Origin of the sequence: Nonomuraea sp. NPDC049758, assembly GCF_040674635.1 — a bacterium.
Taxonomy (GTDB): Bacteria; Actinomycetota; Actinomycetes; order Streptosporangiales; family Streptosporangiaceae; genus Nonomuraea.
The window spans coordinates 19,087-34,159 of sequence record NZ_JBFAMZ010000029.1 but is presented as its reverse complement, the minus strand read 5'-3'; the positions used below and the strand labels follow the sequence as shown (position 1 = coordinate 34,159).

The window sequence follows — 15,073 nt, the reverse complement described above, 5'->3', positions numbered from 1 at the left end:
GTGGTCCACCCCGGTTCCTGCCTTGGCCTACCTCGATCCGATCGCCCGGTTTCGTCAAATTCCGATCAAGCGGCGCTCATTCGCGCCGGAGCTCGTGGTCCAGCTCCGCCAGCTCCGCGCCGCCGGCCATCAGCGCGGTCAGCTCGTCCTTGCCGATGTCGGACTTGGCGTACTCGCCCATGCTGGTCCCGCGGTTGAGCAGCAGGAACCGGTCGCCGACCGGGTAGGCGTGGTGCGGGTTGTGGGTGATGAACACCACGCCGAGCCCCCGGTCGCGGGCGCGGGCGATGTAGCGCAGCACCACGCCCGCCTGCTTGACGCCCAGCGCCGAGGTGGGCTCGTCCAGGATGAGGACCCGGGCGCCGAAGTGCACGGCCCTGGCGATGGCGACCGACTGCCGCTCGCCGCCCGACAGCGTGCCGACGGGCTGGTCCACGTCCCGGATGTCGATGCCCATGGCGCGCAGCTCCTCCGCCGCCACCCGGCGGGCCCTGGCCACGTCGAAGGCGAGCCCCTTGCGGGGTTCGGAGCCGAGGAAGAAGTTCCGCCAGACCGACATGAGCGGGATCATCGCCAGGTCCTGGTAGACGGTGGCGATGCCGCGGTCGAGCGCCTCGCGCGGGCCGGCGAAGCGCACCTCGGCGCCGTCCACCAGGTACGTCCCCGTGTCGTGCTGGTGCACCCCGGCCAGGATCTTGATGAGCGTGGACTTGCCGGCGCCGTTGTCGCCGAGCACGCAGGTGACCGAGCCCGCCTCCACGCCCATCGACACCCCGCGCAGGGCCAGCACCGAGCCGAACGTCTTGCCGATGTCGCGGGTCTGCAGGATCAATGCCGCACCTCCTCGGCGTAGCGCCGGACCATCCGGTTGGCCAGCGTGGCGAGCAGCAGCATGGCCCCGAGGAAGAACTTGAACCAGTCGGCGTCCCAGCCCAGGAACACGATGCCCTTGTCGGCCATGCCGAAGATCACCGCGCCGATGGAGGCGCCGACGGCGGAGCCGTACCCGCCGGTCAGCAGGCAGCCGCCGATGACGGCCGCGATGATGTAGACGAACTCCTGCCCGATGCCGATGTTGGCCTGGACGGAGGTGTAGCGCAGCGCCAGGATCGAGCCGACCAGCCAGGCGGCCACCGCCGTGGTCATGAACAGCGCGATCTTCGTCCGGGCCGCCGGCACCCCGACCGCCCGCGCGGCCTGCTCGTCGCCGCCCACGGCGAAGATCCAGTTGCCCGGCCTGGAGCGCATGAGCACCCACGTGGCCAGCGCGGTGATCGCGATCCACCACAGGATCGCCACCCGGAACGAGGTGCCGCCGATCTGGATCGTGCCCGCGAGGAGCGCGCTGGCGCCGTCGAACCCGGCCGCCCGGCGCAGCCCGCCCACCTGCACGGTCCCGGTGACGGCCTTGGTAACGCCGAGGTTGACGCCCTGCAGCATGAGGAACGTGCCCAGCGTGACGATGAAGCTGGGCAGCTTCGTCCGGGTCACCACCAGGCCGTTGGCGAACCCCACGGCGAGCGCCACGACCAGCCCGGCCAGCATCGCCGGCCACACGCCGAACCCGTAACGGGTGGCCAGCGTGACCAGGATCAGCCCGCTGGTGCCGGTCAGCACGCCCGCCGACAGGTCGAACTCGCCGCCGATCATGAGCAGCGCCACCGCGACCGCCATGATCCCGAGCGTGGCGGCCGGGTCGAGCCAGTTGGCGATCCCGGCCGGCGAGCGGAACACCTCCGACTGCGCGGCGAAGAACGCGAACACCACGACCAGCCCCACCACGGCGCCGAGCTCGGGCCGGACGATCAGGCGTCGGGCCAGGCCGACGCGGGCGACCCGCTCGTCGGCCTGAGCGGGAGCGGCCGTCATCGGCGGCCCTCCCCGTCCCCGGCCCCGTCCCCGCCCGCGTCCCGGCGGCCGCTCATCGGGTGCCCGCCTCGGCCAGCTTGGCCACCTGTTCGGCGTTGTCCTTGGTGACGAAGCCTGGCCCGGTGTTGACCGGCAGCCCGCCGCCGACGGTGTTGAGGTTGTCCTTGTACAGCTTCAGGAACGTGATCGGCAGGTAGCCCTGCAGGTACTGCTGCTGGTCCACGGCGAACAGGATCTCGCCGTCCTTGATCGCGGCGACCACGTCGCCCGACAGGTCGAAGGTGGCGAGCCTGGCCTGCGAGCCCGAGTCCCTGATCGCGTCCCTGGCCGCCACGGCGACCGCCGGGTTGAGCGCGAGCACGCCGTTGACCTGCTTGTCCGACTGCAGCTTGGCGGTGACCTTGGAGGTGACGTCGGCCAGGTTGGCGACGTCCACCTGCAGGCGCTCGACCGTGCCGCCCATGGTCTGCTCGGCGCCCTTGCAGCGCTGGTCGAGGCCGACGTTGCCGGCCTCGTGCACGACGCACAGCAGCTTGGTGACGCCCGCGGCCTTGAGCTGCTCGCCGGCGCCGCGCCCGGCCACGTCCTCGGACTGGCCGACGTGGGTGAGGGCGCCGAACGCCTTGGAGGAGTCGGCCCCGGAGTTGATGGTGACGACCGGGATCTTCGCCGCGACGGCCTTGCCGACGGCCTCCTTGAGCGCGTCGGGGTTGGCCATGGAGACGACGAGGCCGTCCACCTTCTCCGCGACGGCCTGGTCGATGAGCTGCGACTGCTTGGCGGGGTCGCCGTCGCCCTGGTAGGTGACCTTGACGCCGTACTGCTTGCCGGCGGCCTCGGCGCCGTTCTTGACCACGTCCCAGAAGGCGTCCCCGGCGCCGCCGTGGGTGATGACGGCGAAGCTGCCGCCGCCGGCCGCCGGGGCGGCGGCCGAGCCGGGCGCGGCGCTCTGCGCGCCCTGCTCGGCGGAGGAGGAACAGCTGGTCAGGGCGAGTACGCCGGCCAGCGCCAGCACGATCGGGGTACGTCTCATCGAATACCTCCAAGACCAACGGGCTAGCCTGGTTCTACCGCAATGTGATCTCTTTGTATAGACATACGGACCAGCGCTTCGATCTTCACCGCAAGTAGAACGGAATCTTTCGTTCCCGTATGCTGGAGGCATGACCAGCGCACCCATGAGCGGCCGCAAGGCGCAGGCCGCCCGCAACGACGAGCTGATCCTCCAGGCGGCCAGAGCGGTCTTCACCGCCGATCCGGGCGCCCCCATCGCGGCCGTGGCCGAGAAGGCGGGCGTCGGGATCAGCGCGCTCTACCGCCGCTACCCCAGCAAGGAGGCGTTGCTGCAGAAGTTGTGCGGCGACGGGCTGAAGCTCTACGCCGACGTGTCCCAGCGCGCGATGGACGACGAGGGCGACCCGTGGGAGGCGTTCGCCTCCTACCTGCGCGGCATCGTGGACGCCGACACCAACTCCCTGACGATCAAGCTGGCCGGCACCTTCCAGCCGACGGAGGAGCTCTACCACGACGCCGTCCGCGCCGGCGACCTGGCCGCCCGGCTGCACCGCCGGGCGGTCGAGGCGGGCGTGTTGCGGGCCGACGTCACGGTGGCCGACATCGCGCTGCTGTTCGAGCAGATCGCCTCGATCAAGCTCGGCGACGAGGAGCGCACCTCCCAGCTCCGCCACCGCTACCTGACGCTGATGATGGACTCGCTGCGGGTGCCGCCCGCCCACCGCGACCTGCCCGGCCCGGCCCCGGCGGACGAGGAGCTGCAGGTCCGCTGGTACCCGTCCCGTTAACCGGGTCCGGGCCGGTCCGCGGGGGCGAGCCGGCGGGCCAGGTCCAGCACGCGCCGGGCCCTGGCGAGGACCGGGGCGTCCACGAAGCGGCCGTCGGGCAGGGCCACCGCCCCCGCGCCCGCCCGCTCGGCCGCCTCGACGATCTCCGCGGCCCTGGCCGTCTCCTCCTCGGTGGGGCGGAAGGCCCGGCGGATGGCCGGGAGCTGCGCGGGGTGGATGGCGGTCCTGCCGAACAGGCCGAGCGCGCGGCCGGCCCGGCAGGAGGCGAGGAGCCCGTCCTCGTCCTTGATGTCGGGGTAGACCGACATGGGCACCGGCGGCAGGCCCGCGGCCGCGGCGGCGAGGACGACCTGCAGCCTGAGGTGGTTCATGGCGGTCTCGTCGGTGAGGGACAGCTCGGCGGCCAGGTCCTGCTCGCCCAGCGCCACGCCGGCCACCCGCGGGTGCGCGGCCACGGCGCGGGCCTCGACGATCCCGGCCGCCGACTCCAGCAGCGCGTACAGGGGGGACGTGCCGGGCAGGGCGTCCAGCGCGGCGGCCGACTCGACCTTGGGCAGCCGTACGGCGTCGGCCAGCTCGCCCACGGCCGCCAGGTCGTCCAGGCCGCGCGCGGTCGTCACGTCGTTCACCCGGACGTGGACGCGCGGCCCGGCCTGCCTGGGCCCGCGCAGGTAGGCGACGGCGTGGGCGCGGGCGGCGTCCTTGGCGGCGGGCGCGACCGCGTCCTCCAGGTCGATGATGACGACGTCGGCGCCCGAGGCGGCGGCCTTGGCGAAGCGCTCAGGACGGTCGCCGGGCACGTACAGCCAGGTGACGGGGGCGTTCACGCGATCACCCCGGCCTCGCGCAGGGCCGCGACGGTCTCGGCCGGGTAGTCCAGCTCGCCGAGCACCTCGTCGGTGTCGTGGCCGAGCGGGCGGCCGGGCCAGCGGATCTCGCCGGGCGTCTCCGACAGGCGGAACAGCACGTTCTGCAGGGTGACCGTGCCCAGCTCCGCGTCCGGCAGCTCGACGAACGTGCCGAGCGCGGCGTACTGCGGGTCGGTCGCCAGGTCGGTGACGTCGTAGATGGGGGCGACGGCGGCCTGGGCCTCCTCGAAGCGGGCGATCACCTCGTCGGCGTCGCGGGCGGCGATCCAGGTGGCGACCGCCTCGTCCAGCTCGTCCACGTGCTGGACGCGGCCGTGACCGCTGGCGAACCAGGGCTGCTCGACCAGGTCCGGCCGCCCGACGAGGGTGACGACCCGCTCGGCGATGGGCTGGGCGCTGGTGGAGATCGCCACCCAGCGGCCGTCGCGGGTGCGGTAGGTGTTGCGCGGGGCGTTGCTGCTGGACCGGTTGCCGGTGCGCCGCGGCACCACCCCGAGCGCCTTGTAGGCGGTCATCTGCGGCCCGAGCAGGCCCAGGATCGGCTCGATGATGGCCAGGTCGATCACCTGCCCGCGGCCGGTCGCCGCGCGGGCGTGCAGGGCCACCATGATCGCGTAGGACATGGCCAGGCCGGCGATGCCGTCGGCCAGGGCCAGCGGCGGCAGTGTCGGGGGGCCGTCCGGCTCGCCGGTCATGGCCGCGAACCCGCTCATGGCCTCGGCCAGCGTCCCGAACCCCGGCTGCCCGGCCATCGGGCCGATCTGCCCGAAGCCGGTCATCCGGGCCACGATCAGCCGCGGGTTGGCCTTGAGCAGGTCCTCGGGGGCCAGGTTCCAGCGTTCCAGGGTGCCGGGACGGAAGTTCTCGATCAGCACGTCGGAGCGCTCGGCCAGGCGGCGCAGGATCTCCTGGCCCTCGGCGCGGGAGAGGTCGACGGCGGCGGTGCGCTTGTTGCGGGACAACGACTTCCACCACAGGCCGACGCCGTCCACCGAGGCACCGTGGCCGCGCGAGGGGTCGCCGCGGCGCGGGTGCTCGATCTTGATCACGTCGGCGCCGAAGTCGCCGAGCATCATCGCGGCGGAGGGACCGGCGAACAGCGTCGCCGCGTCGATGACCCGCAGGTCGGCCAGACTTGTCATAGTTTGTAAGTTATAAGAAATAAGTAATAGCCGCGACCGGCCGTGCGAGAGACTGAGGACATGACAGCCAGCGAGCCGACGCCTCCCATGCCGCCCATGAGCAAGGCCGACTACGTCTACAGCGTGCTGCTGGACGAGATCCGCGGCGGCCGCATCCCGGGCGGCACCGCACTGCGCGCCGGGGCCGTCGCCCGGCGGCTCGGCGTCTCGGTCACCCCCGTGCGCGAGGCGCTGCGCCGGCTGGAGAAGGACCGGCTGATCAGCTACGAGGCCCACCACGGCGCGACCGTCATCGACCTCGGCGACGACGCCCTGGCCGAGTACTACGGGCTGCGCGCGGTCGTCGAGGGCCTGGGGGCGCGGCTGGCCGCCGCCCGGATCACCGCCGACGACCTCGCCGGGCTGCGCGACCTGCACCGCGAGATGGCCGCCGACGCCGAGCAGGGCAGGCACGACCGGCTGGCCGAGCAGAGCAGCCGCTTCCACCTGCGCGTCGTCGACATCGGCGGCCCGGCCTTCCTCGGCGCCCACGCCAGGTCGGTGCGCAACGGCGTCCCGGTGCCCGCCGAGGCGTCGCTGTGGCTCGACCCGGAACAGGTCGCGCGGCAGCTCCAGGCGCACGAGCGGCTGCTGGCCGCCCTGGAGGCGGGCGACGCCGACGCCGCGGAACGGGTCATGATCGACCACATCCGGCAGGCGGGCGAGTACCGCAAGCACCACTGATGACAAACATCATCGTTCACCACCGGTTCATTGATTCAGCGTGACGGGTGTTGCACGATGAGTCACTCTGATGGTCTTGCCGCGACCCCGACGCCGAAGGAGCCGACACTGTGGCGGACGTGTGGACGCTCAATCCCGACTACCGCACCCCCCGGGTCCCCACAGACCAGGCCACCGAACCCGGCCCCTGGCGCCACCCCGACGGCCAGGTGATGAACGGCGCCTACGAGCGCAGGCGTCCCAAGCGGCGCACCGAGGTCGTCACCGTCTGGTACGGCTACGCGCTGAGCCGCTGCCTGGGCCCCCGCATGCCGCGCTTCAGCAGCCCGCTGGTCTCGGCCTGGAACCCGGTGCTGGCCCAGGGCCTGAGCTGCGACCCGGGGGCGCCGACGCCGTACCGCGACGAGCACTGGTGCGACCGCTGGATCGCCGAGGCCCTGCTGTACGGGCGCAAGCCGTACGGCACCTTCACCCTGCCCGCCGAGGAGGCGCTGCGCTGGTTCGCCAAGAGCGGCGGCACCGGCCTGGTCTACCGGGCGCGCGCCGAAGGCGCGGCCGTCCGGGTCGTGGCCGGCACCACCGAGCCCTACGAGCGGCTCTTCGACCTCGACTCCCTGATCGCCGACTACCACGAGGCCCTGCCCCCCGGGCGGGCCGCGGCCGAGGTGGCGGCGCTGGAGTCGCATCGCGGCCTGTCCCCCGCCCTGGCCTACGTGCTGGGCGAGGACGCCGAGGCGCGCTTCGCCGCCGCGCCGCGCTCGGTGCGCGGCCTCACCCTGGGCTACCCGCCGCGCGAGACGGCCGCCCGGGTCGCCGCCGATATGCTCGCCGGGTGAGCGGCAGCATCAAGGGCATCCTGTTCGACCTCGACGGCACCCTGCTCGACCATCGCGGCGCGGCCGACGCCGCGATCACCGCGTGGGCGTCGGAGCTGACCCCCGGCCATCCCCGCCTGCCCGAGGTCGCCGCGCTGTGGGCGGCGCTGGAGATCCCCCACCTGGCCGCCTGGCAGGCCGGCGAGTGCTCCTGGCAGGAGCAGCGCCGCCGCCGGGTGCGCGCCCTGTGCCGGGAGCTGTCCGTGGAGGCGCCCGCCGACCTGGAGGCCGCCTTCGCGAGCTATACCGACCACTACCGGCGCGGCTGGGCCGCCTACCCCGACGTGGCCCCGGCGCTGGCCGGGCTGGGCGGCTACACGCTGGGCGTCCTGACCAACGGGTCGCAGGGCGTGCAGGAGGCGAAGATCCGGGCGCTCGGCCTCGACGTGGGCCCGGTGCTGACCGGTGAGGGCCTGGGCGGGCACTTCAAGCCGTCCGCCGCCTGCTACGCCGCCGCCGCGCGGGCCCTCGGGCTGCCGCCCGGGCAGGTGCTCCTGGTGGGCGACGACCTCGACAACGACGTACGCGGCCCGGCGGCGGCCGGCATGCCCTCGGTGTGGATCGACCGGCTGGGAGTCGAGGCGGCGCCGGCCGGGTTCCCCCGCCTCACCTCGCTCGCCGGGCTGCCCGCGCTGCTCGCCACTCGCTATTTGTCTTGACATTCTGACCTCGGTTAGGCTGATCAGCATGACCCCGAACCTGGCCATCGACCTGGACCGATCCAGCCCTGTGCCGCTCTACTTCCAGGTGGCCGAGCAGATCGCCGAGGCGATCCGGCGCGGCGACCTGGCGCCCGGCTCCCGGCTGGACAACGAGATCCTGCTCGCCGACAAGCTCGGCCTGTCCAGGCCGACGATCCGCCAGGCGATCCAATACCTCGTGGACAAGGGCCTGCTGGTGCGCAAGCGCGGCGTCGGCACGCAGGTGGTGCACGGCCAGGTCAAGCGCTCGGTCGAGCTGACCAGCCTCTACGACGACCTGCGCCGCTCGGGCCAGGAGCCGGCCACGCAGGTGCTCGCGCTGGAGCCGCGCCCGGTCGAGGAGGACAAGGCGGCCATCCTGGGCGTCGAGCCCGGCACCGAGATCCTCTACCTCGAACGCCTGCGCTTCGCCGCCGGCGAGCCGCTCGCCGTGCTGCACAACTGGCTGCCGCTGGGCCTGGCCCCGCTCTCGGCCGCCGACCTGGAGGGCCGCGGCCTGTACGAGCTGCTGCGCGGCGCGGGCGTGCGCATGCGGGTGGCCAACCAGCGCATCGGGGCCCGCGCCGCCGGCCAGATCGAGGCCAAGCTGCTCGACGAGCGCCGCGGCGCGCCGCTGCTCACCATGATCAGGACGACCTACGACGACCAGGGCCGGGCCGTCGAGCACGGCTCACACGTCTATCGGGCCTCGCACTACTCCCTCGAGGTCACCCTCATCGAGCGCTGAGGCCGCGCGGCGCTTGAGGTAGAGCGTGGTGCCGATGCCGAACAGCACGGCCACCCCGAGCCCGACCCAGGAGAAGCCCTTCAGCCACTTCTCGGCCACCATGCCGAGATAGTAGATCACCGCGGTGGTGCCGCCCGCCCACACGATGCCGCCCAGCACGTTCGCCACGGCGAACCGCCAGTACGGCATGCGCAACGCCCCCGCCAGCGGCCCGGCCAGGATGCGCAGCAGCGCGATGAAGCGGCCGACGAACACGGCCCAGACGCCGTACCGGTGGAAGTAGTTCTCGGCCTTGGCGACGTGGCGGGGGCCGAAGTGGCGGGGGAAGCGGCGGCCCAGCCGTTCGAACAGCCGGCGGCCGCCTTTGCGCCCGATGGCGTAGCCGGCGGAGTCGCCCACGATCGCCCCCGCGCTCGCGCACACGCCGACGGCGACCGGGCTGACCACGCCCTTGGCGGCCAGAATGGCGGCGCTGACCAGCACGATCTCGCCGGGCAGCGGGATGCCGAGGCTCTCCAGGCCGATCACGAGCGCGACCATCGCGCACAACCAGGCGGCGGGGATCGCTTGCAGCCATTCGTCGATATGCACGCGGCCACCCTAACCCCGCTCCCCGCCTCCTCCATCCGTCCGCCACCCGAACCTCACGCCCGAGCCGCACTCCTTGGGGCCGCGCTCTTGAGGCCGCGCACCCGGCCGACGTTCCCGGGTCGCGCTCCCCCGCCCACTCCCGGGCCGCTGTCGGCGGGCCCGCCGTGCGGCGGTGGGGGTGCTTGAGGTGGCGGGGGCTCAGCCGAGCAGGCCGCCGAGGCGGCCCTCCAGGACGAGCAGCAGTTCGGCCAGCAGGTCGGCGAGCTGGCGTTCGCGGTCGCGGGGAAGCCCTTCCAGCAGCTCGGTCTCGTAGTCGAGCTGCTCGGGCAGCAGGCGCAGGATCAGCTCCCTGCCGCGTCCGGTCAGCGAGAGGTGGGCGACGCGCCGGTCTCGCTCGTCCACCCGCCGGGCGACCAGGCCGATCTCCTCCAGCCGCCTGACCCGCTTGGTCACCGCCGCTCCCGAGGCGAACGTCTCGCGGGCCAGCCTGCCCGGCGTCAGCTCGCCGCCGACCCTGAGCAGGGCGCACAGCAGGTCGTACTCGGGACGGCTCACCCCGGCGCGCCCGAGCGGGGCGTCGGCGGCCTGCTGCAGGAGCGCGGCGCAGCGGTTGAGCCTGCCGATGACGGCGATCGTGTCGAGGTCGGCGTCGGGAAGGACCTGCCGCCATTGCCGCAACGCCTTCGCGACGGCGTCCTCCACGTGCTCGTTCCTCTCATCGTGCCGATCTTCCGGTGGCTCCGATCGTACGCGCCGACGGCGCCGCCCCGGCCCCGGCTGGAGCGATCAGGCGTACAGGGTGGCGAGTCTGCGGTGGCCGGCGCGCTCGGCGGCGGCGATGCGCTCATGGGGAAGCGCCCCGGTCCACCACTCGCCCGAAGCCACGTCGGCCGCTTCGCGGACCTCCACCAGCGCCGCGCGGAGCCGGTCACGCTCCCCCGGTTCCGGCGTCCCGGCCAGCATCCGCTCCAGACGTACGAGCCCCGCCCGTACGCGCCGGGCCGCCCGCCGGTCCGGCACCAGCACGCAGGCCAGCAGCCCCGCCACCGCGCCGAGACACGTGTCCAGCCAGCGATCGGCCACGAGCTCGGCCACCGGCCGCGTCCCGGCGAACTCCCCCATGAGGATGGCCATCGGCGTGACGAAGACGCTTCCCAGCCAGTAGTTGCGCGTGATGGCCGCCTCCGTCGCGAACTGCAACGCCAGAACGGCCACGACGAGCGCCACCGCGCCGAGCCGGGTCACGGGGGCGACCAGGGTGAACAGCCCGACACCCAGCAGGTTGCCGACGACGCGCTGGATCGCGCGGCTCCAGGAGAGGGTGGTGTTGGCCGCGAACACGGCCGCCGCCGTCACCACCGCCCAGTACGGCCTGCCCACCCCCAACGCCATCGACCCCCAACCGGCCACAGCGGCCCCGGCGAACACCATCCCGACCACCCGCCACCGCCTCACCACCTCGCCCACCACCCGCACGACGCCACCCTCTGCCCCACACCGCACTCCCACGCCCAATGCCCCACGCCGAACCCCGCCGACCACCGCCGCACGCCGCACTCCGGCGGCCGCTGCCGCGCGCCGCGCTCGGCCGGCCCCCGCCGCACGCCGCACCCCGGCGGCCGCTGCCGCACGTCCCGGCCTGTCCGTTCCGGTTCTCGCGGACTCGTCCCGTCCAGCCGCGACGCCTTCGAGTTCGGCCCGCTCGTCCGCGGACAGCGCGACCTCGCGCGGGGACGGCAGCGGGCGCCCTTTGCGCAGGTCGCGGGCCCAGCCGGCGAGCTCTCCGGGGGTGGCCCGCCGCGCCACACCGGAAGCCGCCGGAGCCCCATGAACCGCCTCAGCCCCCGAAACACCGGAAACATTCGGAACACCCAGAACACCGGAAAGGCCCGGAACACCGGGAGGGCCAGCAACACCGGGAAGGCTCGAAACACTCGCAAGGCCCGAAGCCCTCGGAAGGCCCGAAGCCCTCGCAGCGCCCGGACCGGTGTCCCCGGCAAGCCCAGCGGCGGCCGACTCGGCGCGGACCAGCAGCCGGGCCAGCGCGTCACGGCGCCGAGCGGGGACGCCGGAGCGCAACAGCGTCTGCCAGGCGGCGTTGACCGCCGCCGCAGCGGCATGGCGCGCCTGGTGGACCGCGGCGGCCTCGCGCCCCTCAGGGACGTCGCGGGCCTCCGAGAGGTCACAGGTCTCGGAGAGAGCGCGGGCCTCGAAGAGAGTGCGGGGCTCCGGGAGGGTGCGGGGCTTGGGGGTCGTACGCAGGAGGTGGGCGGTGGATTCGAGGGCGCGGGCGACGGCGATGCGTTCGGGGCCGTCGGGGCGGAGGAGGACGGGGGCCATGCCGACCGTCCAGGCGAGGAGCCCGCCGAGCAGCGCGAGGCCGACGTGGGCCGGCACGTCGCCCAGTTCCTGCGGCACGAACACCGCACCGGCGGCGACGAACGTGAGCACGACGTTCCCCGGCGGCCCGATCCGGGTGGCGTCGCAGACCGCCTTGTGCAGCCCGGCCAGCAGGGCGGCCACCGCCACCCGGACGGCGACCGAGCCGGTGAGAGCCGAGGCGACCAACGCGACCGCCGTACCGGACGTCATGCCCAGCACCACCCAGGCCAGCGCCCTGGCACGGGCCGCGTACGGAAGGCCGTGACCGTACAAGGCGCACATCGAGCCGCCGGCGGCGTAGGGCACGAGGTCGAGCCGTCCGGCCCACAGAAGGGCGAGCAGCGGGACGGCGAGGGCGACGACGGCGCTCAGGGCGGGTTTGTGCCAGATGTCACCGACGGGCCCCAGCCGCAGCGCCGCACGCACGGGCAGCCGCGCCCGCCACCGCGCCGACACCCACGACGACAACCCCGACGGAGGCCCCGGCGACGGCGAAGCAGGGGCCGGCAGGGACCGGGCACGGGACCGGAGGGAACTGGACATCCCCAAAAGGTTACCAGGTGTTTTACCTGTGAAATAAACCAGGTCGGCGACGGGATCTTGCAACCGGCGATCAAGCGGCGGTCAAGCCGTCCCGGCTAGAAACTCCTTCGAGATCAGACGGAACGAGCCGCCCGGACGCCGGGCGGAGGACAGAACTGGGGAAGCACAGTGACCACGGGAATCTTGCTGGCTGTGGCGATCACCGCCGGGACGACGCTGATCACGGCCGCGGTCGGCGTGCCGTTCCTGATCATGGCGAGGAACGGCCGGCGGCTCCTGGCGACCGGGATTCCCGCGCAGGCCGTGGTGGAGTCGATGGCCGACACCCACATGTCCGTCAACGACCAGCCCGTCGTCAGCTTCGGGCTGGTGGTGCAGCCGCACGAGGGCCCCGCCTACCGGGTCGCCCACCGCCAGACGCTGCCGCGCATCCCCATGGGCCTGGTGGTCCCGGGCGCGGTGCTGCCCGTGAAGGTGGACCCGGCCCGGCCGGACCGGGTCCGCATCGACTGGGCAGCCTGGCGCCCCTCCCCCGCCGACGCCCCCTGGCGCCCGGCCGCCCACTGACCACCCCGCAGACCGCACCACCGAGCACCCTCACGGGAACCGGCCCGGCCTGAGCACCGCGCGACCGGGAGTGGTCCTCATGCAACGGAAGCGGGCGGCTGGGCCCGCGATCGAGTGGTTAGCTCTGCCGGCCCTGTGCCACCCGTTCGACCTCGAAGAGCAGCGCCGAGGCCGGACGCAGCGCGGGCCCCGGCAGCCCCAGCTCGGCCAGCGCCGCCCCCGGCAGCCGCGCCGGCGCGAACACCCACTGCGGCAGCCCCGCGCCCTCCGGCAGTGGCCCCGCGGCGCGCACCTCGTACAGCGCGGCCGGGTCGAGCCCCGGCAGCCGCAACGGTTCGGGGCTGACGGTGACGCGGCTGGTGAGCTGGACGCAGGCGAACACGGCCCGTTCGGGCAGCACGACCCCGTGCACGAGCGTCGAGGGATCGGGATGGTCGGCCCGCACGACCCGGCCCGCGTGCAGCACCGGCCGCAGCCGCTTGTGCAGCGCGATCCAGACGGCCAGCTCCTCCAGCTCCTGCGGGCTCGCCGAGGTCAGGTCCCACTCCACGCCCATGTGGCCGAACATCGCGGTCGCCGCCCGGAAGGCGAGCGGCAGCGCGCGGCCGGTGATGTGGTCGTGGGGCGCGCCGACGTGGCAGCCCATGCGGTCCGGCGGCACCAGCAGCCCGGTCCAGCGCTGGATGGCCTGCCGGTCGAGGGCGTCGTTGCTGTCGGAGGCCCACACGCGGTCGGTGCGGGCCAGGACGCCGTAGTCGATGCGCGCGCCGCCCGACGAGCACGACTCGATCTCCAGCCCGGGATGGCGGCGGCGCAGCTCGTCGATCAGCCGGTAGACCGCGGCCGTCTGCGCGTGCACGCCGGGCGTCCCGTCGTGGACGGGCTCGGCCAGGTCGCGGTTGTGGTCCCACTTGATGTAGTCCAGCGCGTACTCGCGGGTCAGCGTGTCCAGGCGGTCGAGGAGGTAGTCGTAGACCTCGGGCCGGGCCAGGTCGAGCACCTGCTGGTTGCGCCAGAGCGCGGGCGGACGGGCGGCGCGGGCCAGGATCCAGTCGGGGTGGGCGCGGGCCAGGTCGGAGTCGGGGTTGACCATCTCGGGCTCGAACCACAGGCCGAACTGCAGGCCCAGCTCGCGTACGTGCTCGGCCAGCGGGTGCAGGCCGCCGGGCCACACGTCCTCGTCGACGTACCAGTCGCCGAGCCCGGCGCGGTCGTGGCGGCGGTGGCGGAACCAGCCGTCGTCGAGCACGAACCGTTCGACGCCGGCGGCGGCCGCCTTGTCGGCCAGCTCGCGCAGCCGGTCGAGGCCGTGGTCGAAGTAGGTGGCCTCCCAGTTGTTCAGGGTGACCGGGCGGACCGGGAGCGGACGGGCGGCCCGCAGGTGGTCGTGCAGGCGGCCGGCGGCCTCGTCCAGGCCGCTGCCGGACCAGGTGAAGTAGACCCACGGGGTGGTGTAGGCGCCGTCCTGGGCGAGGGTGATCTCGCCGGGTTCGAGCAGTTCGCCGGCGGCCAGCACGGCCTGCCCCTCGACGAGCCGTTCGGCGTAGTGGACGTGGCCGCCGCTCCAGCCGGCGTGCACGGCCCACACCTCGCCGGAGCGGAACCCGAAACCGGGCGTGCCGGCGACGAGCAGGCCGGTCGCGTCGTGCCCGGTCCGGCCGCGGCGGCTCTCCCGTGACCACACCCCCTGCCCGAACTCCCTGCGCTGCGGCACCTTCTCCAGCGCCCACCGTCCGGTGAAGTCCAGCAGCTCCCCGGCCCTGGCGGGCAGCGGCAGCGCACACGTCAGCCCCTGCAGCCGGTACGGCGAGGCCGCGGTGTTGGTCACCGTGTGCCGCATCATGACGACGCCGGAGGCGTCCATCACCAGCTCGCTGAGCAGCCGCAACCCCGCCTCGACGTCCACGGCGGCGACCGTGACGCGGCCGCCCGCGCCCGGCTCGGCCGCCGTCTCGACGCTCTCGGCGCTCCAGCGCACCGGCCAGTGCTCACCGGCCCGGTCACCGGACAGGCCCGGCCGGCCGAACCAGGACTCGTCCTGGCCGGGCAGCAGCGCCGGCGCGGGGGTCAGCGACAGCAGGGCGGGCGCCAGGTCGGCTCCGGCGACCGCGCCGAGGTCGGCGCCGTAGTGCCGCACCCGCGGCAGCCCGGGGCCGGAGTCGTCGAGCACCAGGGCCGAACCGGCGGCGGAAAGGATGACGGGGGGCACGTCACGCTCCTCTATGTCAGTAGATCAGGTGGAACGAGACGTTACCGGGCAGTACGCCCCCGCCCGCAACGCC

The 15,073-nt window shown here is 73.8% G+C and carries 15 protein-coding genes; 6 read left to right on the top strand and 9 right to left on the bottom strand.

Annotated elements, in window-relative coordinates; translation table 11 throughout:
• Positions 1 to 76: 76 nt before the first annotated feature.
• The 3 genes from AB0J46_RS45820 to AB0J46_RS45810 are packed head-to-tail and all read right to left on the bottom strand — an operon-like array spanning position 77 to position 2,902.
• Positions 77 to 832 carry an ATP-binding cassette domain-containing protein gene (locus AB0J46_RS45820; protein WP_364341843.1) on the bottom strand — a complete coding sequence of 252 codons (756 nt, stop codon included), beginning with the start codon at positions 830 to 832 and terminating at the stop codon, positions 77 to 79.
• Positions 829 to 1,869 carry an ABC transporter permease gene (locus AB0J46_RS45815; RefSeq protein ID WP_364341841.1) on the bottom strand — a complete coding sequence of 347 codons (1,041 nt, stop codon included), beginning with the start codon at positions 1,867 to 1,869 and terminating at the stop codon, positions 829 to 831. The genes AB0J46_RS45820 and AB0J46_RS45815 overlap by 4 nt, the downstream gene beginning before the upstream one ends.
• Before the next feature lie 52 nt (positions 1,870 to 1,921).
• Entirely contained in the window at positions 1,922 to 2,902 is a 981-nt protein-coding gene (locus AB0J46_RS45810; protein ID WP_364341839.1) for a sugar ABC transporter substrate-binding protein, read from the bottom strand.
• 130 nt (positions 2,903 to 3,032) lie between these two features.
• On the opposite strand from AB0J46_RS45810, the gene AB0J46_RS45805 reads away from it, so the two are divergent.
• On the top strand, positions 3,033 to 3,671 hold the full coding sequence (locus tag AB0J46_RS45805) for a TetR/AcrR family transcriptional regulator (RefSeq protein ID WP_364341837.1): 639 nt from the start codon (positions 3,033 to 3,035) through the stop codon (positions 3,669 to 3,671).
• On the opposite strand, the gene AB0J46_RS45800 is transcribed toward AB0J46_RS45805, so the two are convergent.
• Both AB0J46_RS45800 and AB0J46_RS45795 read right to left on the bottom strand, forming a co-directional pair.
• Positions 3,668 to 4,498: an aldolase/citrate lyase family protein gene (locus tag AB0J46_RS45800; RefSeq protein ID WP_364341835.1), complete on the bottom strand. Its 831-nt coding sequence runs from the start codon at positions 4,496 to 4,498 to the stop codon at positions 3,668 to 3,670. The genes AB0J46_RS45805 and AB0J46_RS45800 overlap by 4 nt on opposite strands.
• On the bottom strand, positions 4,495 to 5,682 hold the full coding sequence (locus AB0J46_RS45795) for a CoA transferase (protein WP_358299074.1): 1,188 nt from the start codon (positions 5,680 to 5,682) through the stop codon (positions 4,495 to 4,497). Before AB0J46_RS45795 ends, AB0J46_RS45800 begins: the two co-directional genes overlap by 4 nt.
• A 60-nt stretch (positions 5,683 to 5,742) precedes the next feature.
• On the opposite strand from AB0J46_RS45795, the gene AB0J46_RS45790 reads away from it, so the two are divergent.
• The 4 genes from AB0J46_RS45790 to AB0J46_RS45775 all read left to right on the top strand — a co-directional run bounded on the left by AB0J46_RS45790 (position 5,743) and on the right by AB0J46_RS45775 (position 8,708).
• Positions 5,743 to 6,405: a GntR family transcriptional regulator gene (locus tag AB0J46_RS45790; protein ID WP_364341833.1), complete on the top strand. Its 663-nt coding sequence runs from the start codon at positions 5,743 to 5,745 to the stop codon at positions 6,403 to 6,405.
• Positions 6,406 to 6,515: 110 nt separating this feature from the next.
• Entirely contained in the window at positions 6,516 to 7,241 is a 726-nt protein-coding gene (locus AB0J46_RS45785) for a hypothetical protein (RefSeq protein ID WP_364341831.1), read from the top strand.
• Complete coding sequence (locus AB0J46_RS45780) at positions 7,238 to 7,939, top strand: HAD family hydrolase (protein ID WP_364341829.1); 702 nt, start codon at positions 7,238 to 7,240, stop codon at positions 7,937 to 7,939. The genes AB0J46_RS45785 and AB0J46_RS45780 overlap by 4 nt, the downstream gene beginning before the upstream one ends.
• Positions 7,940 to 7,967: 28 nt before the next feature.
• The gene (locus AB0J46_RS45775) at positions 7,968 to 8,708 is read left to right on the top strand and encodes a GntR family transcriptional regulator (RefSeq protein ID WP_358299066.1); all 741 of its coding nucleotides are present in this window, start codon (positions 7,968 to 7,970) and stop codon (positions 8,706 to 8,708) included.
• Here the strand turns inward: AB0J46_RS45775 and AB0J46_RS45770 are convergent.
• The 3 genes from AB0J46_RS45770 to AB0J46_RS45760 all read right to left on the bottom strand — a co-directional run bounded on the left by AB0J46_RS45770 (position 8,652) and on the right by AB0J46_RS45760 (position 12,224).
• On the bottom strand, positions 8,652 to 9,299 hold the full coding sequence (locus AB0J46_RS45770; protein ID WP_352364115.1) for a DedA family protein: 648 nt from the start codon (positions 9,297 to 9,299) through the stop codon (positions 8,652 to 8,654). The genes AB0J46_RS45775 and AB0J46_RS45770 overlap by 57 nt on opposite strands.
• Positions 9,300 to 9,497: 198 nt before the next feature.
• Positions 9,498 to 10,001 carry a MarR family transcriptional regulator gene (locus AB0J46_RS45765; RefSeq protein ID WP_352364113.1) on the bottom strand — a complete coding sequence of 168 codons (504 nt, stop codon included), beginning with the start codon at positions 9,999 to 10,001 and terminating at the stop codon, positions 9,498 to 9,500.
• A gap of 84 nt (positions 10,002 to 10,085) precedes the next feature.
• Entirely contained in the window at positions 10,086 to 12,224 is a 2,139-nt protein-coding gene (locus AB0J46_RS45760; protein ID WP_364341826.1) for an FUSC family protein, read from the bottom strand.
• Positions 12,225 to 12,392: 168 nt separating this feature from the next.
• On the opposite strand from AB0J46_RS45760, the gene AB0J46_RS45755 reads away from it, so the two are divergent.
• On the top strand, positions 12,393 to 12,791 hold the full coding sequence (locus AB0J46_RS45755) for a DUF3592 domain-containing protein (RefSeq protein WP_352324746.1): 399 nt from the start codon (positions 12,393 to 12,395) through the stop codon (positions 12,789 to 12,791).
• A 118-nt stretch (positions 12,792 to 12,909) separates the two neighbouring features.
• On the opposite strand, the gene AB0J46_RS45750 is transcribed toward AB0J46_RS45755, so the two are convergent.
• The gene (locus AB0J46_RS45750; protein WP_364341824.1) at positions 12,910 to 15,000 is read right to left on the bottom strand and encodes an alpha-galactosidase; all 2,091 of its coding nucleotides are present in this window, start codon (positions 14,998 to 15,000) and stop codon (positions 12,910 to 12,912) included.
• Positions 15,001 to 15,073: the final 73 nt, after the last annotated feature.

Bases quoted from the DNA above. Each gene is read 5' to 3' on its own strand.
- AB0J46_RS45815 (WP_364341841.1), bottom strand. From the start codon at position 1,869: ATGACGGCCGCTCCCGCTCAGGCCGACGAGCGGGTCGCCCGCGTCGGC.
- AB0J46_RS45810 (WP_364341839.1), bottom strand. From the start codon at position 2,902: ATGAGACGTACCCCGATCGTGCTGGCGCTGGCCGGCGTACTCGCCCTG.
- AB0J46_RS45805 (WP_364341837.1), top strand. From the start codon at position 3,033: ATGACCAGCGCACCCATGAGCGGCCGCAAGGCGCAGGCCGCCCGCAAC.
- AB0J46_RS45795 (WP_358299074.1), bottom strand. From the start codon at position 5,682: ATGACAAGTCTGGCCGACCTGCGGGTCATCGACGCGGCGACGCTGTTC.
- AB0J46_RS45790 (WP_364341833.1), top strand. From the start codon at position 5,743: ATGACAGCCAGCGAGCCGACGCCTCCCATGCCGCCCATGAGCAAGGCC.
- AB0J46_RS45775 (WP_358299066.1), top strand. From the start codon at position 7,968: ATGACCCCGAACCTGGCCATCGACCTGGACCGATCCAGCCCTGTGCCG.
- AB0J46_RS45760 (WP_364341826.1), bottom strand. From the start codon at position 12,224: ATGTCCAGTTCCCTCCGGTCCCGTGCCCGGTCCCTGCCGGCCCCTGCT.